The 24,934-nt window shown below is 73.6% G+C and carries 30 protein-coding genes; 18 read left to right on the top strand and 12 right to left on the bottom strand.

Going from position 1 to position 24,934, the window contains the following annotated elements; translation table 11 throughout:
* Positions 1-4: 4 nt before the first annotated feature.
* Both ATJ97_RS11925 and ATJ97_RS11920 read right to left on the bottom strand, forming a co-directional pair.
* Positions 5-850, bottom strand: coding sequence for a hypothetical protein (locus ATJ97_RS11925; protein ID WP_098483929.1), 846 nt, complete (start codon positions 848-850; stop codon positions 5-7).
* Between the two features lie 71 nt (positions 851-921).
* Positions 922-1,284, bottom strand: a complete 363-nt coding sequence (locus ATJ97_RS11920) for a nuclear transport factor 2 family protein (RefSeq protein ID WP_211287197.1) — start codon at positions 1,282-1,284, stop codon at positions 922-924.
* A gap of 103 nt (positions 1,285-1,387) precedes the next feature.
* Here ATJ97_RS11920 and ATJ97_RS11915 point away from each other — a divergent pair, with 103 nt between their 5' ends.
* The 7 genes from ATJ97_RS11915 (at position 1,388) to ATJ97_RS11885 (ending at position 7,786) form a co-directional block, all read left to right on the top strand.
* Positions 1,388-2,527, top strand: coding sequence for a carboxylate-amine ligase (locus ATJ97_RS11915; RefSeq protein WP_245862424.1), 1,140 nt, complete (start codon positions 1,388-1,390; stop codon positions 2,525-2,527).
* Between the two features lie 90 nt (positions 2,528-2,617).
* Positions 2,618-3,094, top strand: a complete 477-nt coding sequence (locus ATJ97_RS11910) for an RNA polymerase sigma factor (RefSeq protein ID WP_098483927.1) — start codon at positions 2,618-2,620, stop codon at positions 3,092-3,094.
* Between the two features lie 4 nt (positions 3,095-3,098).
* Complete coding sequence (locus ATJ97_RS11905) at positions 3,099-3,806, top strand: formylglycine-generating enzyme family protein (RefSeq protein WP_098483926.1); 708 nt, start codon at positions 3,099-3,101, stop codon at positions 3,804-3,806.
* A 111-nt stretch (positions 3,807-3,917) separates the two neighbouring features.
* Positions 3,918-5,351: a hypothetical protein gene (locus tag ATJ97_RS11900; protein WP_098483925.1), complete on the top strand. Its 1,434-nt coding sequence runs from the start codon at positions 3,918-3,920 to the stop codon at positions 5,349-5,351.
* A 76-nt stretch (positions 5,352-5,427) separates the two neighbouring features.
* Entirely contained in the window at positions 5,428-7,002 is a 1,575-nt protein-coding gene (locus ATJ97_RS20060; protein WP_098483924.1) for a patatin-like phospholipase family protein, read from the top strand.
* A 125-nt stretch (positions 7,003-7,127) separates the two neighbouring features.
* Complete coding sequence (locus tag ATJ97_RS11890) at positions 7,128-7,490, top strand: DUF1622 domain-containing protein (protein ID WP_098485421.1); 363 nt, start codon at positions 7,128-7,130, stop codon at positions 7,488-7,490.
* On the top strand, positions 7,487-7,786 hold the full coding sequence (locus ATJ97_RS11885) for a hypothetical protein (protein ID WP_211287193.1): 300 nt from the start codon (positions 7,487-7,489) through the stop codon (positions 7,784-7,786). Before ATJ97_RS11890 ends, ATJ97_RS11885 begins: the two co-directional genes overlap by 4 nt.
* A 31-nt stretch (positions 7,787-7,817) precedes the next feature.
* On the opposite strand, the gene ATJ97_RS11880 is transcribed toward ATJ97_RS11885, so the two are convergent.
* The gene (locus ATJ97_RS11880; RefSeq protein WP_098483923.1) at positions 7,818-8,660 is read right to left on the bottom strand and encodes an SDR family oxidoreductase; all 843 of its coding nucleotides are present in this window, start codon (positions 8,658-8,660) and stop codon (positions 7,818-7,820) included.
* Positions 8,657-8,890: a hypothetical protein gene (locus ATJ97_RS11875; protein ID WP_170037039.1), complete on the bottom strand. Its 234-nt coding sequence runs from the start codon at positions 8,888-8,890 to the stop codon at positions 8,657-8,659. The genes ATJ97_RS11880 and ATJ97_RS11875 overlap by 4 nt, the downstream gene beginning before the upstream one ends.
* Positions 8,891-9,008: 118 nt before the next feature.
* On the opposite strand from ATJ97_RS11875, the gene ATJ97_RS20585 reads away from it, so the two are divergent.
* The 6 genes from ATJ97_RS20585 to ATJ97_RS11865 all read left to right on the top strand — a co-directional run bounded on the left by ATJ97_RS20585 (position 9,009) and on the right by ATJ97_RS11865 (position 11,236).
* Positions 9,009-9,131 (top strand): hypothetical protein, encoded by a 123-nt coding sequence (locus tag ATJ97_RS20585; RefSeq protein ID WP_281254951.1) that lies wholly within the window; start codon positions 9,009-9,011, stop codon positions 9,129-9,131.
* 185 nt (positions 9,132-9,316) lie between these two features.
* Complete coding sequence (locus tag ATJ97_RS19830) at positions 9,317-9,472, top strand: hypothetical protein (RefSeq protein ID WP_170037408.1); 156 nt, start codon at positions 9,317-9,319, stop codon at positions 9,470-9,472.
* A gap of 87 nt (positions 9,473-9,559) precedes the next feature.
* Positions 9,560-10,054 carry a hypothetical protein gene (locus ATJ97_RS11870; RefSeq protein WP_098483921.1) on the top strand — a complete coding sequence of 165 codons (495 nt, stop codon included), beginning with the start codon at positions 9,560-9,562 and terminating at the stop codon, positions 10,052-10,054.
* 15 nt (positions 10,055-10,069) lie between these two features.
* On the top strand, positions 10,070-10,198 hold the full coding sequence (locus ATJ97_RS20580) for a hypothetical protein (RefSeq protein WP_281254950.1): 129 nt from the start codon (positions 10,070-10,072) through the stop codon (positions 10,196-10,198).
* Entirely contained in the window at positions 10,198-10,344 is a 147-nt protein-coding gene (locus tag ATJ97_RS19825; protein ID WP_170037406.1) for a hypothetical protein, read from the top strand. Before ATJ97_RS20580 ends, ATJ97_RS19825 begins: the two co-directional genes overlap by 1 nt.
* A 49-nt stretch (positions 10,345-10,393) precedes the next feature.
* Positions 10,394-11,236 carry a DUF4097 family beta strand repeat-containing protein gene (locus ATJ97_RS11865; protein WP_098483920.1) on the top strand — a complete coding sequence of 281 codons (843 nt, stop codon included), beginning with the start codon at positions 10,394-10,396 and terminating at the stop codon, positions 11,234-11,236.
* A 99-nt stretch (positions 11,237-11,335) separates the two neighbouring features.
* On the opposite strand, the gene ATJ97_RS11860 is transcribed toward ATJ97_RS11865, so the two are convergent.
* Positions 11,336-11,836 (bottom strand): GNAT family N-acetyltransferase, encoded by a 501-nt coding sequence (locus ATJ97_RS11860; RefSeq protein ID WP_245862421.1) that lies wholly within the window; start codon positions 11,834-11,836, stop codon positions 11,336-11,338.
* Between the two features lie 41 nt (positions 11,837-11,877).
* Complete coding sequence (locus ATJ97_RS11855; RefSeq protein WP_098483919.1) at positions 11,878-12,219, bottom strand: DUF4440 domain-containing protein; 342 nt, start codon at positions 12,217-12,219, stop codon at positions 11,878-11,880.
* A gap of 80 nt (positions 12,220-12,299) precedes the next feature.
* Between ATJ97_RS11855 and ATJ97_RS11850 the strand changes: the two genes are divergently transcribed.
* Together ATJ97_RS11850 and ATJ97_RS11845 are read left to right on the top strand one after the other, a co-directional pair.
* Positions 12,300-12,719, top strand: coding sequence for an antibiotic biosynthesis monooxygenase family protein (locus ATJ97_RS11850; protein WP_098483918.1), 420 nt, complete (start codon positions 12,300-12,302; stop codon positions 12,717-12,719).
* A 71-nt stretch (positions 12,720-12,790) separates the two neighbouring features.
* Positions 12,791-13,477 (top strand): VTT domain-containing protein, encoded by a 687-nt coding sequence (locus tag ATJ97_RS11845; protein WP_098483917.1) that lies wholly within the window; start codon positions 12,791-12,793, stop codon positions 13,475-13,477.
* Between the two features lie 115 nt (positions 13,478-13,592).
* Here the strand turns inward: ATJ97_RS11845 and ATJ97_RS11840 are convergent, their stop codons facing one another.
* Both ATJ97_RS11840 and ATJ97_RS11835 read right to left on the bottom strand, forming a co-directional pair.
* Entirely contained in the window at positions 13,593-14,228 is a 636-nt protein-coding gene (locus ATJ97_RS11840) for a CYTH domain-containing protein (protein WP_098483916.1), read from the bottom strand.
* A gap of 133 nt (positions 14,229-14,361) precedes the next feature.
* On the bottom strand, positions 14,362-15,243 hold the full coding sequence (locus tag ATJ97_RS11835) for an aldo/keto reductase (RefSeq protein ID WP_098483915.1): 882 nt from the start codon (positions 15,241-15,243) through the stop codon (positions 14,362-14,364).
* Between the two features lie 217 nt (positions 15,244-15,460).
* Between ATJ97_RS11835 and ATJ97_RS11830 the strand changes: the two genes are divergently transcribed.
* Entirely contained in the window at positions 15,461-17,104 is a 1,644-nt protein-coding gene (locus ATJ97_RS11830) for an FAD-binding dehydrogenase (RefSeq protein ID WP_098483914.1), read from the top strand.
* A 58-nt stretch (positions 17,105-17,162) separates the two neighbouring features.
* Entirely contained in the window at positions 17,163-17,765 is a 603-nt protein-coding gene (locus ATJ97_RS11825) for a 1-acyl-sn-glycerol-3-phosphate acyltransferase (protein WP_098485419.1), read from the top strand.
* Positions 17,766-17,953: 188 nt separating this feature from the next.
* Here the strand turns inward: ATJ97_RS11825 and cspE are convergent, their stop codons facing one another.
* Entirely contained in the window at positions 17,954-18,157 is a 204-nt protein-coding gene (cspE, locus tag ATJ97_RS11820) for a transcription antiterminator/RNA stability regulator CspE (RefSeq protein ID WP_043497473.1), read from the bottom strand.
* 378 nt (positions 18,158-18,535) lie between these two features.
* On the opposite strand from cspE, the gene ATJ97_RS11815 reads away from it, so the two are divergent.
* Positions 18,536-20,008, top strand: coding sequence for a gluconokinase (locus tag ATJ97_RS11815; protein WP_098483913.1), 1,473 nt, complete (start codon positions 18,536-18,538; stop codon positions 20,006-20,008).
* A gap of 73 nt (positions 20,009-20,081) precedes the next feature.
* Here ATJ97_RS11815 and ATJ97_RS11810 read toward each other — a convergent pair whose 3' ends face one another.
* The 3 genes from ATJ97_RS11810 to ATJ97_RS11800 form a co-directional block, all read right to left on the bottom strand.
* On the bottom strand, positions 20,082-20,507 hold the full coding sequence (locus tag ATJ97_RS11810; protein WP_098483912.1) for a pyridoxamine 5'-phosphate oxidase family protein: 426 nt from the start codon (positions 20,505-20,507) through the stop codon (positions 20,082-20,084).
* A gap of 170 nt (positions 20,508-20,677) precedes the next feature.
* Positions 20,678-23,632 carry a vitamin B12-dependent ribonucleotide reductase gene (locus ATJ97_RS11805; RefSeq protein ID WP_098483911.1) on the bottom strand — a complete coding sequence of 985 codons (2,955 nt, stop codon included), beginning with the start codon at positions 23,630-23,632 and terminating at the stop codon, positions 20,678-20,680.
* Between the two features lie 271 nt (positions 23,633-23,903).
* Positions 23,904-24,656 (bottom strand): CPBP family intramembrane glutamic endopeptidase, encoded by a 753-nt coding sequence (locus ATJ97_RS11800; RefSeq protein WP_245862846.1) that lies wholly within the window; start codon positions 24,654-24,656, stop codon positions 23,904-23,906.
* Positions 24,657-24,934: the final 278 nt, after the last annotated feature.

The following is a 24,934-nucleotide window of genomic DNA, read 5'->3' as shown; positions in this document are numbered from 1 at the left end:
GGCCTCACCACCGGCGCGGCGACACCCGCTCGCCCCACTCCTGAAGCCTCGACATCGCGGCCGTGGCGGTCCGCCTCGCCGTCCTCAGGGGACGGGACACGAGCCGGTCCTGCCAGGCCGGCGGCAGGAACGTCACCGCCACCACCACACCGGCGAACGCGACCGCCCCGCACCGGAACAACCCCCGCAACGGGGAGGTGTCGTGGGAGCCCCACAGGATCGACGAGGCGAAGAGCTCCGGCAGCGGCTGCGCGAGCGTCATCAGCACCCAGAACACCGCGACGACGCGGCCGTCCCGCCCACCGCGATGCCAGAACAGCACGGCCAGGCCGGCGGTGGCCAGGAGCGTGAAGAGGGTCAGCGAGTGCGCGGCGAGCCAGTCGCCGAAACCCACCGGTTCGCCCGCCAGCCCAGTTCGCCACACCGGCACTCCGAGGGCGAACCACACCGCGCCGGAGCCGACGCCCCCGACGACGCTCGCCGGCCAGACGAACCAGCGGCCGACGAACGAGAGGGAGACCACCGCCAGCCCGGCCCCGAGGAGCATCAGACTGAGCCCCTCCTGCTGCGCGGCGTCCGCGATCGGCACCCACGGGTGCTCGGGCACGAAGTAGTCGTACCTGTGGTCCTGCATGTAGGCGCACCAGTCCTCCGCCCGGTCCGCAGGCAGGTCGGGCACCGGCGGGACATCGCTCCCGAAGCACACGCCGAACCGGGACCACGACGCGCGGGCACCCTGCACCGCGGACGCCCCGAGCAGCAGGATCCCGACCAGCCGCAGCGCCGCCGCGACCACCACGCCGGCGATCCGCGCGCCGCGCCTCGTACGTGAAGGGGCTTCGGTGACCATCGCCGCTCCTTCCAGACGGAGGAAGCCACATGGTCCCGGCCACGGCGCTGCCGCGCTGGCGAACGGGACCTCTAAGAGGCAGGAAGCGGCATGCCCTGGTGATGGAGGAGCCGCCACGCGCCCTCGGAGCAGCGCCACAGCGAGCTCCGCCGGGCGGCGCGGCCACAGGGATCAGAGACGTATGTCAGCAGCACGAGGCCCGGTGCCACGACGGCACCGCTCATCTCGATCGCCTCGATCGCGGCGTCGTCGTCCGACGTCCCCTCGGCCAGGGCCGCCACGACCGCCGCGCGCGTCCACAGCCTCCCCGAGGTGCCGATCTCGAGAAAATCCGGGTCCAGGAGCTCCTCGACCCGGCCAGGGCACCTCCGCACCTCAGGGGAGAGCAGGGCCAGCTCCAGGATGATGACCTGCCCCACCGCTCCCGCGTCCACAGGCACATCCTCACAGGGCGTCACAGCGCGAGCCGTTTGCGGCACGCCTTCCGACATCACGTTCTGCCCCCTGCTGACCGACCGTGACTGTCACACTGACGACGTGCGCACCGTCGGCGTCGAGGAAGAGCTGCTGCTCGTCGAGAGCGCGACCGGGCGCGCGCTGTCCGTGGCCGCACAGGTCCTGGCGAACGCGACCGCTCGCACCGCCCGCGCGGTCGAGGCCGGAGACGCCGCCGGGCCGCCGACGGGCCCGGGAGGGCTCCTCGCCCGGGAGCTCCAGCAGCAGCAGATCGAGACAGAGACCCGTCCGCACACCGACCTGGGCGCCCTCGAGCAAGAGCTCCGGACGTGGCGCAGCACGGCGAGCCAGGCTGCGCGGCAGGTGGGCGCGCGCGTCGCGGCCTCCGGGCTGTGCCCCACCCCGGTCGCACCGCGCGTCGCGGACACCGAGCGTTACCGGACCATGATCGACCGGTACGGCATCCTCACCACGGACCACCTCACCTGCGGCTGCCACGTGCACGTCGGCGTCGAGTCCCGCGAGGAGGCGGTCGGCGTGCTGGACCGCATCCGGGTGTGGCTGCCAGTCCTGCTCGCCCTGAGCTCGAACTCGCCCTACTGGCAGGGCAAGGACACCGCCTACGCCAGCTACCGCTGGATGGTGCAGACCAGGTGGCCCTCCGCCGGACCCACCGAGCTGTTCGGCTCGGTCCGGGCCTACGACGACCTCGTCACCCGGATGATCGGCACCGGCGGGATCCTCGACACGGGCATGGTCTACTTCGACGCGCGCGCGTCCGCCCGCTACCCCACGGTCGAGGTCCGGGTCGCCGACGTGTGCCTCGACCCCGCGGACGCCGTGCTGCTCGCCGCGCTGACCCGCGCGCTGGTGGACACCGCGGCCGGCGAGTGGGCCGCCGGGGAACCGCCACCTCAGGTGCCCGGCATGCTGCTGCGGCTGGCCACCTGGCACGCGGGCCGCGAGGGCGTCACCGGAGACCTGGTCGACCCGGCCACCCTCAGACCGGCGCGCGCCGGAGAGATCCTTGCCCGTCTGCTCGAGCACGTGCGGCCGGCACTGCGCGCCAACGACGACGAGGCTCGCGCGGAGGCCGGCCTCGACCGGATCCTCGCCCGCGGCACCGGCGCCGACCGGCAGCGGGCCGTCATGGATCACACCGGTCGCCTCGTGGACGTGGTGGCGTTCATCGTGCGCGCCACCGCCGGCATGGAGGGCTGAGCCGGCCGGCTGACGCCGGCAGTGCAAGATGGGCGCGTCCGGTGACACAGACGGGCGAGGGCACTGTTGCCGCAGCGAGGGGGACGGGACGTGGACGGACGCGACGAGGCGTGGTTCGACGCACTCTTCCGCGCTCACGCCGCCGCCGTGCACCGCTACCTGCTGCGCCGTGCGCCCCAGGACGCCGACGACCTGGCCGCCGAGGTCCTCGCTGTCGCCTGGCGTCGGCGCGACGACGTGCCCGACGGCGCGGAGCTGCCGTGGCTGTACCGCACGGCCGGGTTCGTGCTGGCGAACCACAGGCGCAAGAAGCAGCCGCTGCCCCTTGCCGCCGTGCCGGAGCCGGAGGCCGACGACGACCCGGCCGACGTCGTCGTCACGGACGAGCTGGTCCGCGAGGCGCTCGCCGGTCTGAGCGCCCGGGACCGCCGCATCCTGCTGCTCCACGCGTGGGAGGGCCTCGCCGGGGAGGAGCTGGCGGCGGTCCTCGGCATCTCCCGCGGCGGCGCGGACGCCGCCCTCTCGCGCGCACGCTCGCGTCTCGCCGTGGCGTGGGCGCGGTCGTAGCCCGATGATCGCCGTGCCGCCCGACCTGTCACCGCGCGACGTCACGCTGACCGACCGCCGGTCGCAGAGCCGATGGACGGTTCGGGTCGAGCCCTTCCTCGTCGGTGCGACGCCGCTGACGCAGGACCAGGTCCGGTCCGTCACCGGGTTCGTCGGACCCGCTGCCGAGGTGCCGGCCACGGAGATCTCCTGGCGCGACGCCCTGGACCTGTGCAACCGGCTCTCCGAGCGCGACGGACTGCAGCCTGTCTACACCGTCACTCCCGTCCACGTGCCCGTCACTCCCGGCTGGGTGCCGCACGACCGCCCGGCACCCGACGACGTCCGGGTCACCTGGGACCGGGCGGCCGACGGCTACCGATTGCCCACCGAGGCGGAGTGGGAGCTGGCGTGCCGCGCCGGCACCCCCGGGCCCCGCTACGGCGATCTCGACGAGATCGCCTGGTACCGCGGCAATTCCGGTGGCCGCCCGCGCCCGGTGGGGACGAGACAGCCGAACCCGTGGGGTCTGCACGACATGCTCGGCGGCGTCTGGGAGTGGTGCTGGGACCTGTACGACGAGGAGGTCTACGGCCCGTACCGGGTGCTGCGCGGCGGCGGGTGGTTCGACGAGCCGTGGAGCTGCCGGGCCGGCGTGCGTCGGCGCAGCCAGCCGACGCTGCGCATCGACGACGTCGGGGTCCGCCTCGCACGGAACCTCCCGGCGCCATGACGGGCCTCCCCCGCCCGAGGCCCGGCTGTCGCGCAAGATCCGCGCCGGCCGGCACACATACCCGGTAGCAGGCCGGCCGGGCCGCGGCCGCCGAGCGCAGGAGGAATCGGGATGACCGACCACGACACCCCTGAGGACGAGATCCTCGACCGGCTGCGAGCCGCGGACCCGGCAGCGAGGTCCCGCCCGGATCTCGACAGGCTCCGCGTCGCCGTCGACGCACGGATCCGCGACGACGCCACCGCCGGCGCTGCCCCCGCCACCGCACGGCCCGCCGGCCGCGCCGGAGCGACGGTCACGCCCCTCACCTCCGCGCGCTCGCGCCGGAGCAGCTGGCTGCCCGTGGCCGCCGTCGCCGCGGGCGCGCTCGTCCTCGGCGCGGCCGGGTACGGGCTCGGTCTCCGGGCCGGCAGCGGCGACTCGGCGCCCACCGCCGCTCCCGCCATCAGCCTGGGCGGTCCCGCCGGGGGCGCCACCTCCCCCGGTGCGCCCGAGGTGATGTCAGCACCGGCGGACGCCGCCATGTACCCCGCGCCGTCGTGGTCCCACATGAGCTTCCACGCCGTCGGTCTCTCGGACGAGACCGGTACCTCCCCGGCGTGGACGTACGACCCGTCAGCCAGCTTCACCGCGGACCGCACCGCCGCGCTGGGCGCCGCGCTCGGTCTGGAGGGCGAGCCGCAGCGCGTGGGCGGCTCGTGGCAGCTGGGCGTCACGGACGGCAGCGGCGCGTACCTCATGCTCTCCCCGGACGGCACGACGACCGTGAGCTTCTACGACCCGGCGAAGGACCCGCACCAGTGTCCCCGCAGCGAGGCGGGCACCTCCGCCCCCGACGCGACGGGAGTCGCCACGGACGCCGCGCCGGCGCCGTACGAGTGGTGCGACGACAACCCTGACGCCGCGCCGCCGCCGCACGGGGAGGACGCGCTCTCCCCCGTCCGCACCCTGCTCACGGCCGCCGGGTACGACCCGGCCACGTTCGAGCTGGCCGAGAACGACTACGGCGACCCGAACGTCACGCAGGTCGTCGCGCACCAGCTCGTCGACGGCGAGCGCACCGGTCTTGCGTGGTACGTGATCCTGAGCGCCGCCGGCGTCCAGAACGTCAACGGCATGCTCGCGCCCGTCGCCGCGCTCGGCGACGTCCCGGTCGTCAGCCCCACCGACGCGGTCGACCGCCTCGGCGATCCGCGGTTCGGCTCGTTCGGCGAGGTGCGGATGCTCGCCGCCGCCGAGAACCACGCTCTCGACGCCGAGGGCACCGACGGCACCTCTGCCGACGCGCCGGTCACGTCCGGTTCCGTCAGCCAGGGCCCCGACGCCGCCCCGCCCACCGGGCCGCCGCCCGCGGGGACGCCCGGCAGCCCGGTCCCCTGGCCCGTCGAGGAGGTCGCGATCACCGGCGCCCGGCTCGGCCCGGCGCTGTACACCACGCCGTCGGGGACGGCGCTCCTCGTCCCCGCCTACGAGCTCTCCGCCGACGACGGCCGCACCTGGTCCGTCATCGCCGTCGCCGAGGAGTCGCTGGACCTCGCCCGGTAGGCGGCCACCTCCTCCCCCGGTAGCGGCCACCTCCTCGCCGTGAGGGCGTCACCGGGCACGCCCTACTGTGGGGACCATGTGGGTGGACGACGTGCTCTCGCGGCTGCCGTGGCGCCGGCGGACCGAGGTGACCGGGCTGGTCCTGAGCGGGGGCGGCGCCCGCGCCAGCTTCCAGATCGGGGCGCTGCGCTACCTCTACGACCAGGTCGGCATCCGTCCCGACGTCATCACCGGCACGTCGGCCGGCTCCGTGCTCGCCGCGGTGCTGGCCCAGTCCGACGAGCCGGCCGAGCAGCGCCGCCTCGTCGGTGAGCTCGAACGCGTCTGGCGGGGGATGCAGCACAGCTCGGACATGTTCGTGCCGCTCGAGTGGTTCGCCCGGCTGCGCGAGCGGGGCCCGGAGTGGGTGGCGGCCTTCTCGCGTCGCCAGCAGCGCCAGCGTCCGCTCGGCCGGACGTTCTCCCGGGTCGCCAATCTCGCCGCCCCACGGCTGACGCCGACGTCGACCAGGGCCCGCCCCTCGGCCCCTGCAGCCGCAGCCGTGGGGGTCGCCGCGGCAGCCGCGGAGGCGGCGCCCGAGCTCGACACCTCGCCGGAGTCGGAGGACCAGGGCACCTGGGGGTCCCTCGGTGTGGTGGAGTTCCTCACCGCCCTGCGCGAGGTCGGCCGCGCCCGCCCGGACCTCGAGGTCATCCTGCGCGGCGCCGAGCGCGAGCAGTCGATGTACCGGCTCGGCCCCATCGTGGAACGGCTCCTCGACCCCGAGGTCTTCGTCCCCGCCCGGGTGGCGGGCTCCGGGGTCACCCTGCGCATCGCCGTCGTCGGCCTGGAGTCGGGCGAGCTGCGCTACGTCACCGAGACCGGCGCCCTCCTCGACCGGCAGGGCCGCCAGCTGGACGCCGGACCGATCGACCTCGTCGAGGCCGTCCGGGCCTCGTGCGCCATCCCGGCCGTGCTGCCGCCGATCCGGCTGGGCGACGAGCACTACGTCGACGGCGGGGTCCGCGAGGCGCTGCCCGTCGAGGTGGCGGTCGAGCAGCTGGGCGTCACCCGGTGCTTCGCCGTCGTGGCCTCGCCGCCCGGGGTGCCCCGCGAGGACAGCTACGCGGGCAGGGACATGCTCTCGATCGTGCTGCGCTCGACCGCGGGAATCATGTCGGACGAGGGCCTGCACGACGAGGTGACGTGGGCCCGCCGCGCCGGCGCGGTGGTCATCGGTCCCGAGCTCGACGTCCACGACGTGCTCACCGTGGACCCGGGCCTGACCGCGATCTCCATGGACTACGGCTACATGCGGGCCGCCGAGGCGGTGCAGGGCGCCGGACCGGTGGAGTCCCAGCTCGTGCGCGACATCACCACGCTCCGCAAGGAGATCTGGCAGCTCGAGGTCGACCTCCTCGGCCCGGGGCCGGAGGACGCCTCCGCCGAGCCGGAGGCACCCGACGACGGTCCGGCGCCCGACCTCTCCGAGCTCTGGGCCCTCAAGCGGCGCCTGCGCTCCCTCGTCGACCAGACCCCGCTGGAGTACCTGCCTCCGGGGGCGCGCACCTGGTGGCGCCACTTCGAGGGGCACTCCTTCCCGATCGACCTGCCGCCCGGCTGGACGTCCACCACCGACGACGCCTACGCCGCCTCCGTCGCGAGCCGCTGACCGGCCCGGCACCGGGAGGCCGCCTGCGGTTGCGAGCCCCGGCCGGCCGGAGAACCGTGGGCGCCACCGCCCGTCCCACGAGGAGGCACCGTGTCGGAAGAGCTGCTCCGTCAGGGTCGGAAGAGCTGCTCCGTCAGGGCGTCGACTGGCTCGTCCGGTTCGTCGAGGCAGCGGGCGCGATCATCATCGGCGTCGGAGCCGTGACCGCGTTCGTGCTGTTCCTCGTCGCCATCGTGCGCCGCGACACGTCCGGGTTCGTGCGCGTGCGACTGCTCCTCGGCCGCTTCCTCGCGCTGGGTCTGGAGTTCCAGCTCGCCGCGGACGTCCTCACCACCGCGGTCGCCCCGACGTTCGTGGAGATCGGCAAGCTCGCCGCCATCGCCGCCATCCGCACGGGCCTCAACTACTTCCTCGCCCGCGAGATCAAGGAGGAACGCGCGGAGCTCGAGCGTGCCGGCACCCGGTCGGAGCTCGAGCCGCCGGCATGAACGGCGTCGTGGCGAACCTCGCCCTGGCGATCACCGCGGCCGGGGTCGTGTGTGCCGTCGGGGTGGCGGCCGTTGCCGGGCTGCGCGCGGCGGTCCCGGTCCTGCTCGACTTCCTGCTGGCGGCCGGCCTGCTGCGTCTGACCTCCGGGCTCGAGTGGGACAGCATCGCCGCCACCGGCCTGATCGTCGTGGCGCGGCATGTCATCACCGCGGGTCTCGCCGTCGGCACCCCACCGCGCAACGGGTGGCGAGCGGCCCTGGACCCGCGCTCGCGGAGCCCCCGGCCTCCCGGGTGACAGCTCCTCGGTGCGCCCGGTGGCGCGCTGCTCAGCCGCGCGCCAGCAGCTCCGCGAGGGTGGTCCCTGGGTGCCCCGTGAGCTCGGGGACGTCCGGGCTGACGCCCGCCATCTCCCCCGCGGCGATGGCCGTGTAGGTGCTCACCCAGGCGTCGACCTCCCAGTCCGGGGCGCCGTAGTGCGCCCGCGAGGCGTACGCCTCCTCGACGCTCTCCTCGACGTAGCGGACCTGGCGCCCGAGGTGTGCGCCGAGGATGCCGGCGACCTCCGTCAGCGTCAGCTCCTCCGGCCCGGTCAGGTCGTACACCCTGCCGTCGTGGCCGGCCGGGTCCTGCAGGATCGCGACGGCGGCGTCGGCGATGTCGTCCTGGGCGACGGCGGAGACGCGGCCGTCGCCGGCCGGTCCGCGGATGACGCCGTCGTCCCCGACGAGGGCCGTCATGAAGTCGAGGTAGAGGTTGTCGCGGAGCATCACGGTGGCCAGGCCGGTGGACCGCAGGTGCTCCTCCGTCTCGTGGTGGAGGCGGGCGTGGGTGAAGGTCGCGTCGGGAGCGGCGCCGTAGAAGGAGACGTAGACGATCCGCTCCACGCCCGCGGCGACGGCGGCGTCGACGAAGCTGCGGTGCTCGGCCGCCCGGTGGGGCGACTCCGAGGCGGACACCATGAACAGCGTGCCGACGCCGTCCAGGGCGGCGCGCGCGGCGGCCGCGTCGCCGTACTCCGCCACGGCGACGGACGCGCCGGGGAGGTCCGGCGCACGGGCGGCGTCGCGGACGACGAGGCGCTGAGGCACGCCCGCCGCGGCCAGGCGCCGCGCCACCCGGCCACCGAGCCGGCCCGTCGCGCCGGTGACGGCGAGCGCCCGCGAGGTCACCCGTCCAGACCGCGGAAGAACGCGTCGGCCGGGGTGTCGTCGTCCGTGCCCGCCCCCTCGTCGCGGACCACGTCCTCGTCCCCGGGTGCGCCGTCACCCCTGGCCGTGTCGGGCTCCTCGCCCTCGATGCCGAACCCGGGAGCTGTCGGCGGTGCGCCGGGCCCGGGGTCGGCCGCCGGGATGCCGTCCTCGGCGTCGGGGCGAAGGTTCGGCTCGAAAGGCTCTGACATGGACATGGCTCTTGCCTACCACCGCCGGGCCGGTCCCGCGCTGCGTGGGGCCGAGCATCTGCGCACCGGGCCGAATAATCCGTTGCGCGTGCCGTCGGGACCCTGCTGTGATGTCGCCATGACCACGACGAAGGACATGGCCGCGCCGGTGATCGCCGACGGCCGAGCTCCCGTGGTCGGTGGGATCTCCCTGCCCCTCGTGCCTGCCCCGGCCGCCCCGCGCGGCGTGCGGCTGAGCTGACGCGGGAGGCCGGCCGCCCACCGACGACGGCGCACGGCCCCGCATCACCCCAACCGCACGCTCCGGCCCAGGCCGGAAGCCCGAACGGCCCGCACCGCGGCCGTACCGCACGATTCCCTCGCTCGGTGACGGGCGCGCTCCCCTGCGCGCGCCCGGCCCGGAGCACCACCGGAAGGAGGCCCCACATGGACCCGATCATCGACGCCTTCACCGCCCGCTACCTGGGCGTCCCCGCGGACGAGTACCTGCACCTCGCCGGCCGCCAGAACCGCGCCGGCCTCGTCAGGTCCTCGCAGCGCAGGTCTGCCGCGGGGCAGTTCCTCAGGACGGCGACCCGCTAGCCGGGCGCCCGCGCAGGAGTCGGGCGCGGCACGAGCTGAGGCCATAAAGGTGTTGACGTGGCGCCATAGTGGCGTCATGCTGATGTCATGGATCTCAGCCCGTACCTCGCGTCCCTCCGGCAGGCGCTGGCCACGACGGCCCGCGGTTCCGGCGACCAGGTGCAGGAAGCGGCGGAACGGCTTGCCCAGAGCCTCGAGCCCGCACTGCGTCTGTCTCTCATGGAGCTCGCCTCGGACGTCGCCGCGGAGGTCACCGTCCAGCTGGACGGTGACGTCGTCGAGGTACGGCTCCGTGGCGGCAACCCCGAGGTCGTCGTCCAGCAGCGTCCCCGCCCCGCGGAGGTGCCTGCGCCGCCCGCCCCTCCCGCACCGCCCGTGCCGGAGGACGACGGCGGCACCGCCCGCATCTCGCTCCGCCTCCCGGAGACCCTCAAGGCCCAGGTCGACCAGGCCGCCGGCCGCGAGGGCGTCTCCGTCAACACCTGGCTCGTCCGGGCCGCCCAGCAGGCGCTGGCCGGCCCGGCCACGACCACCGAGAACGTCACCAGGACCGGTCGCCGCATGAGCGGCTGGGTCCGATGAGAAAGGCCTTCCGCCATGGATCCCAGCGTCCTCGACTCGTTCGCCGCGCGCGCCCTGCGCGTGCCGATGGACGAGCTCCTGACCGAGCGCCGCACGCCCCGCCTGCGACGCACCCGCCGCAACCACGAGAGGAGGGAGCACTGATGGACCAGTGGCTCGAGCTGCACGAGGCGCGTGCGCGTGACCTCGTCCGCGAGGCCGAGGCCGTCCACCGCCGCCGCGCCCTGGCGCCGCGGCGCACCACGACCTTCGCCCCCACGCGTCGGCGCTCCGCCGACGGCGCGTTCTAGTCCCGTGCCCCGCCGCCCCGGCGGCGGGGCACCTCCCCGAGGAGACCCGATGACCCAGCACGACTTCCCCGTTCCCGGACCGGTCCGGGTCCAGGCCGCGACCCGGTCCAGCGACCTCACCGTCGTGGCGGACGATGTCGCCGGAGCCACCGTCCGGCTCGACCCGACCAGGGCGGACGAGGACGGCCAGTCGCTGGCGGAGTCGACCCTGGTGGCGCTCGCCGGGGACACGCTGCGCATCGAGGTGCCGCCGTCGCGCACCCGGCTGTTCGGGCCGAGCGCGCGCCTGCGGATCACCGTGACGGTGCCCGTCGGCTCCTCGCTCGACGCCACGTCCGGCTCCGGCGACGTGACGAGCACGGGGGCCCTCTCCGCCGCCGCGGTCCGGACCGGTTCGGGCGACGTCGACCTCGGCGAGGCGGGCGACGTCGACGTCACCACCGGGTCAGGTGATGTCACGGTGATGTCGCTCGACACCGGTCAGGTGCTCACCGGCTCGGGCGACGCGACGGTCGGGACGGTCCGCCGGTTCCTGCGCACGCGGTCAGGGTCCGGGGACCTCGTCGTCGGTTCCGTCGCGGACCTCGAGGGGGCCACCGGCTCGGGCGATCTGCTGGTCAAGGAGCTCGCCGGGCGCGCCGTCGTGCGCACCGCCTCCGGTGACCTGACGGTGCGCCGGGCGGTCCACGGCCAAGTCGAGGCGAAGACCGCGTCGGGCGACGTGTCCGTGCGGGTCGCCGAGGGCACCGCCGTCCTGCTCGACTGCTCCACCGTGTCCGGCGGGATGCGGTCGACCCTGGAGCCGGGCGCCGAGCCCGGCCCGGACGAGCCCGCCCTCGTGCTGCGGGCGCGGACCGTCAGCGGCGACGTCAGCGTCCAGCGCACCACCTGACGCTCGGCGCACCGCTCGGCAGCCCTACGCCGCCCGGCGGTTCGACGCCGCCGGACAGCTCAGCGCCGTCCGCCCGACAGCGCCGGCCCACCCAGCACCTCAGCGCAACGACAGGGCGAAGCGCTCCTCGCCCCGCAGCGGGTCCGAGGGCAGCGCCTGCCGCTCGCCGGTGGACCGGAAGCCCAGCCGCTCGTACAGGTGCCGCGCCCGGTCGTTGCCGTCCGCGACGAACAGCGTCAGTGTCCGTGCGCCTTCGGCCGCGGCCGCCTCGCGCACCGCGGAGACGAGCAGCGCCGCCGCCCCCGATCCGCGCGCGTACGGGTCCACCCACATGGACACCAGCTGCCGCTCGTCCTCATGCCCCGGCTCCACGTAGTAGCCGGCCAGTCCCACGACCTGGCCGGCCCGCAGGGCGAGGAACGTGCGCCCTGCCGCGGCCCGCTCCCGCCAGGTGCTCTCGTCGAACGCGAGCTCACGCTCGAGCGTGGAGCCGAACGCCTGCGGCGCCTCGGCGAGGGCGCGCAGGCGCACGTCGCGGAGCGTGCGCCAGTCCTGCTCGCTCACGCGCTCCACGGTGATGCCCTGGTCCGTCAGTTCCACTTCCGATCACCCCGGTTCTCGTTCGTGCGAACCTCCCCCGGCTACCCCAGCGGCGTCTGCTGGTGCAGGACGAGCACGGCACGCCCGTCCTCCTCGACGTACGTGCTCGCCATGGTGGCCCGGTACACCTCGGTGCCGCGCCGGCCCTCGAACGTGTAGACGACGGACGCGGCGTCCTCGCCGACCTGCAGCAGCTGAGCGTCGGTCAGGGCCACGCCGTCCCAGCCGGGGCTGACGTCCATCGCCCTGGCGCACTCCTCGGCGTCGAGGACCATGCCGGGCAGCACGAACAGCGCGTCCCGACGCATGGCCCGGCGGTAGGTGTCGCCGTCGCCCGTGGCGAGCTGTCGTTCGCTGGCCAGGAGAGTCGCGAGGTTCAGCATGCACCGAAGGTAGCGGGGCGACGTCGGACGCGCCGCTGCAGCGAGGACCGCCGGGGCGCGCCGCGGGGCAGGATGGAGGCATGAGCATCGTGAAGATCAATGCCATCACGGTCCCCGCGGACAGCGGTGACGAGCTCGCCCACCGCTTCGCCGCCCGCGCCGGTGCGATGGAGGGGGTCGACGGGTTCCTCGGCTTCGAGCTGCTGCGACCGACCGACGAGCGCACCACCTGGCTCGTCATCACGCGGTGGCGAGACGAGTTCTCCTACGAGGCGTGGCGCGGGTCCGACGCGTTCGCCGTCGGCCACGGCCGCGGCGGCCAGGCCGACGCCGGCGCCGGCGCCGGCGCCGGCGCGCGACACGAGCACGGCGGGCACAGCGAGGGCGGCGAGAACGGCGGGGAGCCGTCCGGCGGCCACGGGCACGGCGGCCGGCGGCCGGTCGGCACGTCCGCCGAGCTGTGGAGCTTTGAGATCGCGGGCGGCAGCGGGGTCGACTGACCTGTGCGCGACACTCCTTCCCCGCCCCGTGCCGGTATGTTTTCGGACGGCGACGGAGCGAAGGAGCGAACATGCCGCACACAGAGCAGCCCGGGGGCGCCGACGCACCGCGGTGGGTCCGGCGATGGGCCTACGCACTGCTCGCCGCGACCGTCGTGGTCCTGCTGCTCATCTCGTTCGTCGTCGTCGAGGCCCTCGAGATCCCGCTGCTGGTGGACCCGGTGCCGGCACTGCGGGGGGCGGGGCCCTTCGCGGCCGTGGTCGGGGTGGCCCTGCTCACCGTGGACGTGGCCGTCCCGGTGCCCGCGAGCGTCGTCATGACCGCGCACGGCACCCTGTTCGGCGTTGCCGCCGGTGCGGCACTGTCCGTCCTCGGCGGAACCGGGGCCACGCTGGTCGCCCTGCTGCTGGGCCGGCGCGGCGAGCGCACGATCAGCCGGGTGACGCTCCCCCGGCACCGGGAGACGGCGGAGCGCCTCGTCACCCGCTACGGTGCCGCGGCTGTCGCCGTCACGCGGCCTGTGCCGGTGCTGGCCGAGGCGGTCGCCGTCGTCGCCGGTGCCGCGGGGATGCCGGTCCGGCGGGCGGCGTGGGCGGGAGCCCTCGGCAATCTCGTCCCGGCCGTCGCCTACGCCGTCGTGGGAGCCACGGCCACCGACCTCGCGACCGGCGCGGCCGTGTTCGCCGGTGTCCTGCTCCTGAGCCTGACGGCCTGGCTCGTCCCGGCGCTGCGCTCCAGGAGCCGCGCGTCGGTCTGACAGCCCGCGCCGAGCGCCGGCCGACCGGTCCGCGGGAGGGAACCAGCCGGGCGGGCGTGAACCCACCCAGGTACGAAGGCTGCCGGACGGGCGTGAACCCGCCACGTGCAACCGGTCAGGAGGTCCCGAGCTCGTTCCGGCCGAACTCCTGCAGGAACCGGGGGCCGTGCTGCTCGAGCTCGCGCTCGTACCTCTCGGCCCAGCCGCTGTACGGGTCCGTGGCCAGGCTGTCGTTGGTGAAACGGGGGTCGCCGGTCAGCTCGGTGACGCAGAAGTCGGGGATCGTCAGATCCGTGACCGGCCCGCCCCGTTCGCACTCGGCGACGATGAGCGGGGCGTTGCGCCCGAGGAACGAGTCGAGCACCCAGCCGTCGGTGCCCAGCCACACCGAGTGGCGGTACTTGATCACCTTGGCGCCACCGAGGCGCACCATCCCCAGCCCCACGGACACGTCGAGCTCCCGCTCCGCCTCGTACCGTGTGCCGCCCACGTACGGCCCCTTGGCGGTGAGCGCGCAGAAGGTGAACGTGCCCGCCAGCTCGTCGAGGAGCGTGTCTTCGTCGACGGCGGCGGGCACGGGCACCCGCGGCGCCGGGGCCTGCAGGCGGACCCGCAGGGCGTACCCCTCGGCGGCGAGGTAGTAGCTCTGGACGATGAGGACCGGGTCCGGCTCGCGCAGGACCGAGTCCGGCAGCGCGCGGACGAGGAACTTACGCTCGAACTCGAAGTCGCCGTAGCCGGTGTCGCTCATGCCCAGAACCTACCCGCCAACCCGTCCAGCAGCCCTCCCCCTCGACGAGACGTCAAGTCCTCCGCGACACGTCAAGTCCTCCGCGAGACGTCAAGTCCTCCGCGAGGCGTCAACTTCTCGCCGAGCCGCATCGTCAGCGCACGGACGCCACACCCGTCCGTGCCGACGAGCCCTCCTCGAAGTCCTCGGGGAAGCCGTTGAAGAAGTCCGGGTGGAAGCCGATGCGCCGGCCGCGGTCCAGTCCTTCGATCGCCACCATGTCGTCGGTCGACAGCTCGAAGTCCAGGACGTCGAGGTTCTCCGCCATGCGTGACGGCGTCACCGACTTGGGGATCACGACGTTCCCGAGCTGCAGGTGCCAGCGCAGCACCACCTGGGCGGGGGTGCGCCCGAGCCGCTCCGCGATCCCGGTGATGACGGGGTCGCCCAGGACCGCCCCCTGCCCCAGGGGGCTGTAGGCCTCGGTGAGGATGCCGTGCTCGGCGTTGAACGCGCGCAGCTCCTTCTGCTGGTGGTACGGGTGCACCTCGATCTGGTTCACCACCGGCCTGACCTCGCCGGCCTCGAGCAGCTCGGTGAGGTGGTGCGGCAGGAAGTTCGAGACCCCGATCGAGCGGATGCGGCCCGCCGCCCGCAGCTCCTCCATCGCGCGCCAGCTGTTCAGGGCCTCGCCGCGCCCGGGGCAGGGCCAGTGGATGAGGTACAGGTCGACGACGTCGAGGCCGAGCTTCTCGGCGCTGGCGTCGAAGGCGGCGAGGGCGGACTCGTAGCCCTGGTCCGGGTTGGCGAGCTTCGTCGTCACGAACACCTCCTCGCGCGCGACGCCCGCGGCCTTCAGCGCCGCGCCGACGCCCGGCTCGTTCTCGTACCGGGCGGCGGTGTCGATGCTGCGGTACCCGGCGGCCAGACCGTGTGCGACCACCTGCTCGGTGTCCTCCGGCGGGACCTGGAAGACGCCGAGCCCGAGCTGCGGCATCGTCGTCCCGTCGTCGAGCGTCACCTGGGGCTGGTCCATCGTTCTCCTCCGTCTGCCGGCTGCTGCGTCCTCATCCTGTCCGCAAGGTGTGACGTGGACCAAAACCCCGTCCGCCAGGTGGGCGCGGGCGGCCGGGACGCGACGGGGCAGGCGAGCGCCCCCACGCCGTGCCAGGACGACGACGGAGCGGACGGTCTCCCCTAACCTTCTGTCGCGCGGAGGTCGCCCGAGGGCGGGCGACCGGGGAGGGGGCCGCATGGACGCGGACGCCGTCGTCGTCGGAGCGGGGCTGGCCGGACTGGTCACCACCTGCGAGCTCGTGGCCGCGGGCCGCCGCGTGGTGCTGGTGGACCAGGAGTCCACCGCGAACATCGGCGGGCAGGCGTACTGGTCCTTCGGCGGGCTGTTCCTCGTCGACTCGCCCGAGCAGCGGCGCCTGGGCGTCCGCGACTCGCTCGACCTGGCGTGGCAGGACTGGGAGGGCACCGCCGGGTTCGACCGGGAGCGCGAGGACACCTGGCCGCGCCGCTGGGCGCGGGCGTACGTGGAGTTCGCCGCCGGCGAGAAGCGTGCCTGGCTGCACGGGCTGGGCGTGCGGTTCTTCCCCGTCGTCGGCTGGGCGGAGCGGGGCGGGCACGGCGCCACCGGGCCGGGCAACTCCGTCCCCCGCTTCCACATCGTGTGGGGCACGGGCCCGGGCCTGCTCGAACCGTTCGTGCGGCGGGTGCGCGCCGCCGTCGACGAGGGCCTCGTGACGCTGGCCCCGCGTCATCGCGTGGACCGGCTCACGACGACGGACGGCGTGGTGGACGGCGTCGCCGGCACGGTCCTCGAGCCGTCCACCACCGCGCGGGGCGTGGCCTCCTCGCGCACCGCCGTCGGGGAGTTCGAGCTTCGCGCGGCGGCGGTCGTGGTGACCTCCGGCGGCATCGGCGCCAACCCGGAGCTGGTGCGCCGGTACTGGCCCGCGCGGCTCGGCAGCCCGCCCGCGCACATGCTCACCGGGGTGCCGGCGTACGTGGACGGGCGGATGCTCGACATCGCCGCCGACGCCGGGGCGAACCTGGTCAACCGCGACCGCATGTGGCACTACACCGAGGGCATCACGAACCACTCCCCCGTCTGGCCGTCGCACGGCATCCGCATCCTGCCGGGGCCGTCGTCGCTGTGGCTGGACGCGCTGGGCAACCGTCTGCCGGTCCCGAACTTCCCCGGTTTCGACACCCTCGGCACGCTGGCCCACCTGCGCGGGACGGGGCACGACCACAGCTGGTTCGTCCTGACGCAGCGCATCATCGAGAAGGAGTTCGCCCTCTCGGGGTCGGAGCAGAACCCCGACCTGACGGGCCGGAACCTGCGCCTGCTGGCCCAGCGGCTCGGCCCCGGCGCACCCGGTCCGGTGGAGGCGTTCAAGGAGCGGGGTGAGGACTTCGTCGTCGCGGACACCCTCGGCGAGCTCGTCGCGGGCATGAACGCCCTCACCCCCGAGCCGCTGCTGGACGTGGCGCAGGTGGAGCGCGAGGTGCGCGCCCGGGACCGGGAGATGGCCAACGAGTACTCGAAGGACCTCCAGGTGACCGCGGTGCGGGCGGCGCGCGCCTATCCGGGCGACCGTCTCGTGAGGGTGGCGCCGCCGCACCGCCTGCTCGACCCCGACGCCGGCCCGTTGATCGCGGTGCGCCTCCACGTGCTCACGCGCAAGACGCTCGGCGGCATCGAGACCGACCTGGACGGCCGCATCCTCCGGGCCGACGGCGCACCCGTGCCCGGCCTGTTCGCCGCCGGTGAGGCCGCCGGTTTCGGTGGGGGCGGCATGCACGGGTACCGCTCGCTCGAGGGCACGTTCCTCGGCGGGTGCCTGTTCTCGGGCCGGCAGGCGGGCCGGGCGGCCGCCGGGTGACCGCGCCCGGCGTTCCTGGTCCGAGTGTCACCGACGCTGCCGTAGCCTTCGGCTCGTGATCATCCGTCGCGCCGCCGCGGGCGCCTACTGGGCGCTGAGCCGCTGGACCTACCGCTCCGAGCCGCTCCCCAAGGACGGCGCCGGCATCCTCGTGGGCGCCCCGCACACCTCGAACTGGGACTTCGCGCTCATGCTGGCGATCAGCTGGCGCGCGGGCGTCCAGGTGAAGTACCTGGGCAAGCACACCCTGTTCAAGAAGCCCTTCGGTCCGCTGATGCGGGCGCTGGGCGGCATCCCCGTGGACCGCACGAACCCCGCCGGGCTCGTGGACGAGCTGGTCTCGCGGGTCACGGCGGGCGAGCGCTTCTACCTGGTGATCACCCCGGAGGGCACCCGCAGCGCCTCGCCGTACTGGAAGTCCGGCTTCTACCGCATCGCCCGGGCCACCGGGATGCCGGTGACGCTCGGGTACGTCGACCGCAGCACCATGACGACGGGGCTGGGCCCCACGCTGACGCTCACCGGCGACGTCACGGCCGACATGGATCGCATCCGCGCCTTCTACGACGGCAAGACCGGGATTACCGGCCGGACGACGACGCCCCGGCTGCGTGAGGAGTCGGGCGAGACGGCGGCCGACGAGCCGTTGCCCCCGACCTGAGACCGGCACGATCAGGAGCGCTCTCCTCGGCGTCTGCCCGGGACCGGCCCCGGGCGGCGACGCCGCCGCGAGCAGGTCCGGACGCACGAAGGCCCCGGCACCGCATGACGGTGCCGGGGCCCTGCGTCAGGACGCCCTGAGGCGCCCAGAAGAGTTGACCGGGCGAGCCCGGCACCCTCGCTCTGAGATCAGAGCGGGCGGATGTTCTCCGCCTGCGGGCCCTTGGGGCCCTGGGTGACGTCGAACTCGACCTTCTGGTTCTCCTCGAGCGAGCGGTAGCCCGAGGACTGGATCGCCGAGTAGTGGGCGAAGACGTCGGCCGAGCCGTCGTCGGGGGCGATGAAGCCGTAGCCCTTTTCGGCGTTGAACCACTTAACAGTTCCGGTAGCCATGGTTGCTCCTTCCGAGCAGTGAGACGGCCCCCCGGTTGGGAGCCGTGTGTCACGGTGTTCTTCGTCTGCTCCATGAAGGAAAAGCAACCCGACAGGCGGCCGGGGCCGAACAAACTTGAGTGCACTGCAACTTGTGGCACGAGCCTACGGCATATCTGCCGGTCGGAGGCAAGTGTTTCCCGGCACATCGTTCCCGCGTGTCGGTTCGGCCGTCATGTGCGCTCATGGACGCGCCCACGTGGACCAGCGACGACGAGACGCTCCGCGAACGCCGACGACGTCGGCGAGGCCCGTCGGCGGACCGGGGCCCGTCTCTCGCGGCGGCGCCGGCGGAGGGGCGCCAGTAGCATCGGTCCACCTCCGCAGAGAAAGAGTGCGATGTCCGACTTCCGCGTTCCGCTCGCCGAAGCCCTCGACCCGCTCGTCCTCGCCCTCGACGTCGGTTCCACCGCCAGCCGTGGCGGGCTCTACGACGCCGCCGGCCGGCCGGTGCTGCAGCACCGGCACAAGGTTCCTCACCAGTTCACCACCGGGACGGACGGCACCTCGACCATCGACCCCGACCAGGTGGTCGACGAGGTGGAGGAGATCGTCACCACGCTCGCCCGCAGCGAGCTGAAGGGTCGGATCGCCGGCGTCTCGCTGGACACCTTCGCCTCCTCGCTCGTCGGCGTGGGGGCGGACGGGCGCGCGGTCACCCCCTGCTTCACCTACGCCGACTCACGGTGCGCGGCGCAGGTGAACGCCCTGCGGGCGGAGCTCGACGAGCAGGAGGTGCGGTGGCGGACGGGGACGCGGCTGCACTCGAGCTACCTGCCGGCCAGGTTCCGGTGGCTGCGCGAGACGGCGCCGTCGACCTTCGCGTCCGTCGAGCGGTGGATGTCCCTCGGCGAGTACGTGTACCAGCGGATCCTGGGCACGACCGCCGTCGGCACCTCGACCGCCGCGTGGACCGGGCTGCTCGACCGGCGCACGGGCCAGTGGGACGCCGGCATGCTCGAGGTGAGCGGCGTCGCCGTCGAGCAGCTGTCCGAGGTCCGCGACCCGGACCGGCCGCTGGAGGCGGAGTCCCGGTGGAAGGCCCTGCGCGGCGCCCGCTGGTTCCCGGTCATCACCGACGGGCTCGCCTCGAACCTCGGGGCGGGTGCCGACAACCCGGCGACCGTCGCTGCCGCCGCCGCCACCAGCGGCGCCATGCGCGTTCTCGTCTCCGACCTGCCGGACGAGCTTCCCCCGGGCCTGTGGTGCTACCGCGTGGACGCGACCCGCTCGCTGCTCGGCGGTGCGCTGAACGACGTGGGGCGCGCGGCCTCCTGGCTGGAGGCGAACGTCCGCCTCGACGGCGTCGACGTCGGGGCCCTCCTCGCCGCCGAGCCGGACCCGAGCACCCCGACCGTGCTGCCGTACTTCTCCGGCGAACGTTCCACCGGCTGGGCCGCCGACGCCCGGGCGCTCCTCGCCGACGTCTCCGCGGGCACCACCGCGTCCATGCTCTACCGCGGGACGATGGAGGGCGTGGCGCTGTCCTACGCCCGGGTCGCCGCCCAGCTGCAGCAGGTGGCCGGCCAGACGCAGCAGATCCTGGCCAGCGGCCGGGTGACGCAGGACCTGCCGACGTGGCTCCAGGTCCTCGCCGACGCGCTCGGAGCCCCCGTCGTCCCGGTGACGATCAAGCGCTCCACCCTGCACGGCACGGCCCTGCTCGCGCTCGACACGCTGGCCCCGGGGGTCGAGCGGAGGCCCGTCGACGTCGGCCCCACGTACGAGCCCGTGCCCTCCCGGGCGCAGTACTACACGGACCGGGCGGCCCGGTACGAGCAGCTGTACCGCTCGGTCGTCGCGGGGAGCTGAGGCCGGCTCACCGGGGGCCCTCCACGGCCGCCGACCGGTGAGGTTCTGGCGTCGGACATCGCGCGGGCTGCGGTCAGATCTCGGAGTCACCCGCGGGCGAGTCTGCCGAGACGCGCCGGCCGGAGACCCGGCCGAGCTCGATGGCGATCCGGACCCCGCTGCCGCGCACCGCCCACGAGTCGATCGGCGGGAGGTCCGGGTTGACCAGGTCGTCACCCACCAGGCGGGAGCTGCCATGGACGACGACGGACCATCCGGACCGCGCCCGGACGTCGAACTCACCGATGCCGAAGGACATCACCCGGTCCTGGGCGGCGGCCGCGAGCTTGCTGCCGTAGGCGGTCGTCACGACCAGCTCGTCCCGGTGCAGCACGTAGTTCACCGGCACGAGGGCGGCGCCGCCGTCGTCGTCGGGGAAGGCGACCCAGCCCACTGCGCCCTCGCGCAGCAGTCGCAGGCACTCGTCCCTCGAGAGCTCTTCGAGCTGGTCCGCGCGCACACCGGCCTCCCGCCTCGTCGCGGTTCGAGTGTCGCACGGCGGCCCGGGCGCGTGCTGAGGTGCGCCGAGCGGGAAAGTCGTGCCACGCGTGAGGGCGCCCTGACTTGCGGGAACAGCGGGAGGCCGGGCCGCAGCAGTGGTGCTGCGGCCCGGCCCCTACCCCCTGCGACTCAGCTGCAGCCGCTGGTCGACCCGCAGCCCTCGCACACGTAGCACGAGCCCGAGGGACGCATCTTGATGCCGCACGACATGCACAGCGGGGCGTCGGCGCGCTGACCCTGCTGCAGCTCGAGGAGCTCGGCGGACGAGTGCGGCCGGGCCGGCGGCGTCGGGGCGGGCGCCGGCTCCGCGGGCGTGGTGCCGGCGGACGACGGCGCAGCCGTGGCAGCCGCACCCGCGGCACCAGCCGTCGGCGAGGGCGTCCCGGATCCGTCGGCGCCGTCCTCGTCCATGAGCTCGTTGAGGTCCGCCAGGTCGTCCTCGGCCGGCGCGTACGAGCCGGTCTCGGCGTACCGGGCCCGCTCGGCCGTCGTGAAGATGCCCATCTCGGAGCGGGTCTCGAACGGCAGGTGGTCCAGCGCCAGACGGCGGAAGACGTAGTCCATGATCGACTGCGCCATCCGGACGTCGGGATCGTCCGTCATACCGGCCGGCTCGAAGCGCAGGTTCGTGAACTTCTGCACGAAGATCTCCAGCGGCACGCCGTGCTGCAGGCCGATCGAGATCGCGATCGAGAACGCGTCCATCACGCCGGCCAGGGTCGAGCCCTGCTTGCCCAGGCGCAGGAAGATCTCGCCCAGTCCGTCGTCGGGGTAGGAGCCGGCGGTGAGGTACCCCTCCGCGCCGCCCACCATGAAGGACGTCGTGACCGACGGCCGCTGCTTGGGCAGGCGCTTGCGCGCCGCGCGCGGCGGGCCGTCCGTGGCCGGCTGCGGGGCGACGGCGGGAGCCCCGGAGCTCGCCTGGGCCGACGACGCAGCCGCGGCTCCGGCGTCGGCCGTGCCCTGCGCCGACTTCCCGGTGGAGAGAGGCTGGCCGACCTTGCAGTTGTCGCGGTAGACGGCGAGCGCCTTCAGGCCGAGCTTCCACCCCTCGAGGTAGACCTGCTCGATGTCCTCGACGGTCGCCGACTCGGGCAGGTTGACGGTCTTGGAGATGGCGCCGGAGAGGAACGGCTGGACGGCGGCCATCATGTTCACGTGCCCCATGGGGGCGATGGAGCGCACGCCCATGGCGGTGTCGAACACCTCGTAGTGCTCGGGCCGCAGGCCCGGGGCGTCGACGACGTGGCCGTGCTCGGCGATGTGCTCGACGATCGCCTCGATCGTCTCCTCGGTGTAGCCGAAGCGGCGCAGCGCGCGCGGGACGGTGTTGTTGACGATCTGCATCGACCCGCCGCCCACGAGCTTCTTGAACTTCACGAGGGAGAAGTCGGGCTCGATGCCGGTGGTGTCGCAGTCCATCATGAAGCCGATGGTCCCGGTGGGGGCGAGCAGCGAGGCCTGCGCGTTGCGCCACCCGTGCTCCGTGCCGAGGGTGTTGCCGGCCTGCCACTCCCGGCTCGCCGCGGCGTGGATGGCGGCGTCCATGGTGTTGACCGTGCGCAGGTCGTCGTTGGCGGCGGCGTGCTTGCGCATCACCCGCTGGTGGCCGGCGGCGTTGCGGGCGTAGCCGTCGTAGGCGCCGAGGGCAGCGGCGAGCTCGGCGGAGCGCCGGTACGCCGACGCCGTCATCAGGGAGGTGATCGACGCCGCGAGGGAGCGTCCGCCGTCGGAGTCGTAGCCGTGGCCGGTGGCCATGAGCAGGGCCCCGAGGTTGGCGTAGCCGATGCCCAGCTGGCGGTAGGCGCGGGTCGTCTCGGCGATCGCCTCGGTCGGGAAGTCGGCGAAGCAGATGGAGATGTCCATCGCGGTGATGACGAGCTCGACGGCGGCGACGAACCGCTCGACGTCGAAGGTGTCGTCGTCGCGGAGGAACTTCATGAGGTTGAGCGAGGCGAGGTTGCACGAGGAGTTGTCCAGGTGCAGGTACTCGCTGCAGGGGTTCGAGGCGGTGATGCGCCCCGACTCCGGGGAGGTGTGCCAGTCGTTGATGGTGTCGTCGTACTGCAGCCCGGGGTCGGCGCACTCCCAGGCGGCCTTGGCGATCTTGCGGAAGAGGTCCTTGGCGTCGACGGTCTCGATGACACGGCCGTCCTGGCGGGCCTTGAGGCCGAACGTGCCGCCGGCCTCGACGGCGCGCATGAACTCGTCGCTGACGCGCACCGAGTTGTTGGCGTTCTGGTACTGGACCGAGGTGATGTCCCGGCCGCCGAGGTCCATGTCGAACCCCGCCGCCCGCAGGGCGCGGATCTTGTCCTCCTCGCGCGCCTTGGTCTCGACGAACTCCTCGATGTCCGGGTGGTCGACGTCGAGGACGACCATCTTGGCGGCGCGGCGGGTCGCGCCACCGGACTTGATGGTGCCGGCGGAGGCGTCGGCGCCGCGCATGAAGGAGACCGGCCCGGAGGCGTTGCCGCCCGAGGAGAGCAGCTCCTTCGAGGAACGGATCCGTGAGAGGTTCAGGCCGGCGCCGGAGCCGCCCTTGAAGATCAGGCCCTCCTCGCGGTACCAGTTCAGGATCGAGTCCATCGTGTCGTCGACCGACAGGATGAAGCAGGCCGAGACCTGCTGCGGCGACTCCGTGCCGACGTTGAACCACACCGGCGAGTTGAACGCGAACACCTGGTGCAGGAGCAGCCAGGTGAGCTCGTCGGAGAACACCTGGGCGTCGGCGTCCGTGGCGAAGTACCCGTTCTCCTTGCCGGCGGCGGTGTAGGTGCGCACGACGCGGTCGATGACCTGCTTCAGGCTCTGCTCGCGGGCCTCGGTGCCCAGCGCGCCCCGGAAGTACTTGGTGGTGACGATCGTGGTGGCGTTGACCGACCAGGTGGACGGGAACTCGACGCCCTTCTGCTCGAAGACCGTCTCACCCGTGCGCCAGTTGGTCTGCACGACGTCGCGGCGCTCCCACTCCACCTCGTCGTAGGGGTGGGTGCCGGCCGTGGAGAACACGCGGGGGATCGTGAGGCCACGCCGCTTCGTGCGGGCGGTTCCGCTCTTCTTGCTGGCCGGGGTGACGGTCATGCTCTGCTCCTTCGGGCGGTGCTGCGGCGGTCCGGGCACCGGGTGTTGTCCAGTACCCATTGTGAACCTGTGGTGACTCGTTGTCATCACAACATGTAGTGCTTGTAATTCGCAGGCGCCACCATATGTTGGGGTCAATCTGAAGGTTGGGACCTTGGCCCCGGGCGTGGCGCGGGCGCCTGTGCAGGGGCCGGAAAGCCGCGACGACACGCCGCTCCACGCGGCACCGCGGCTCCTGGACGCAGCGTGGCGAGTCCGAACCGCTGGTCCCTCAGGCTGGGTCGCCGTCCTCGGCGGAGCGGCCGGCGTGCCGGTGCCGGTGCACGTGCCGGTGCCGGTGCAGCAGCCAGATGCCGTAGGCGGCGGCGAGCGTGCCCATCACCAGCTCGACCACAACGGTGAAGATGTCCGGTGTGGAAGTGCCCCCAGGCACGGGAAGAGTTGCCGTCTGCGTCACAGCATCGATGAGGACCAGGGGCCAGATCGTGCCGGTCACCACGACGGCGGCTGCGAAGGCGATGCCCATACCGACCATGTGCAGCGCCTGAAGTCCGACGAGGGCGGGGTCGACGCCTGCGGCCATGACGCCGAGGTACTGCGCGCCCCACAGGACCGACGAGAGGAGCACGGCCCGCAGGGTCGCGCGCGGCAGCAGCGCCTGCAGCACCGCCCCGCGGAAGACGGCCTCGTCGCCGAAACCCACCGCAAGTGAGCTGAGCGCGACCAGCGCGAAGTATCCGAGGCTGTGACTCGCCACGCCCAGCCATACCGGTAGCAGGACCATCGAACCCGCGTAGACCACGATCAGCGGCAGGAGAGGAACGAGGCTCCGCCAGGTAGAACGGGTGGTGAAGCCGGTGACCCGCCACCACCCCAACGCCGTCAGCAGGGCCGCAGGGAACAGGACCCTCCACGCCAGGCCTCCGAGCATGAGGGCGTTCGCCGATGCTGTGACGCTTGCGGCCTGCGGCGCGAGGAGCGTCAGGGCCAGCAGAGGAACGATGTACGCCAGGCTGACCAGCACCGCGAACAACTCGCCCCTTCGGGCGGTGAACTCACGCAGCGTTCGGCGGGCCGGGACAGAGCGGGCCGGGACAGATCTGAGAGCTGAGGTCACGGGACACCTCCCATCAGGCGCCGTCGCCCCATGCCGCCCGGGCGACATCCATGCGCTCGTCTCGTCCATGAGCAGAGCCACCTGCGTCGACGTTAACGCGGGCGGTTCGGCGGCCGCGAGGGCCAAAGGTCCGAGGCCTGTCCGCGACAGAGGTCTGTCGACCCGGAACCACAATGGTGAGGATT

The sequence above is a fragment of the Georgenia soli genome, assembly GCF_002563695.1.
GTDB classification, from domain to species: Bacteria; Actinomycetota; Actinomycetes; order Actinomycetales; family Actinomycetaceae; genus Georgenia; species Georgenia soli.
This window is presented reverse-complemented; position numbering and strand designations above follow the sequence as displayed.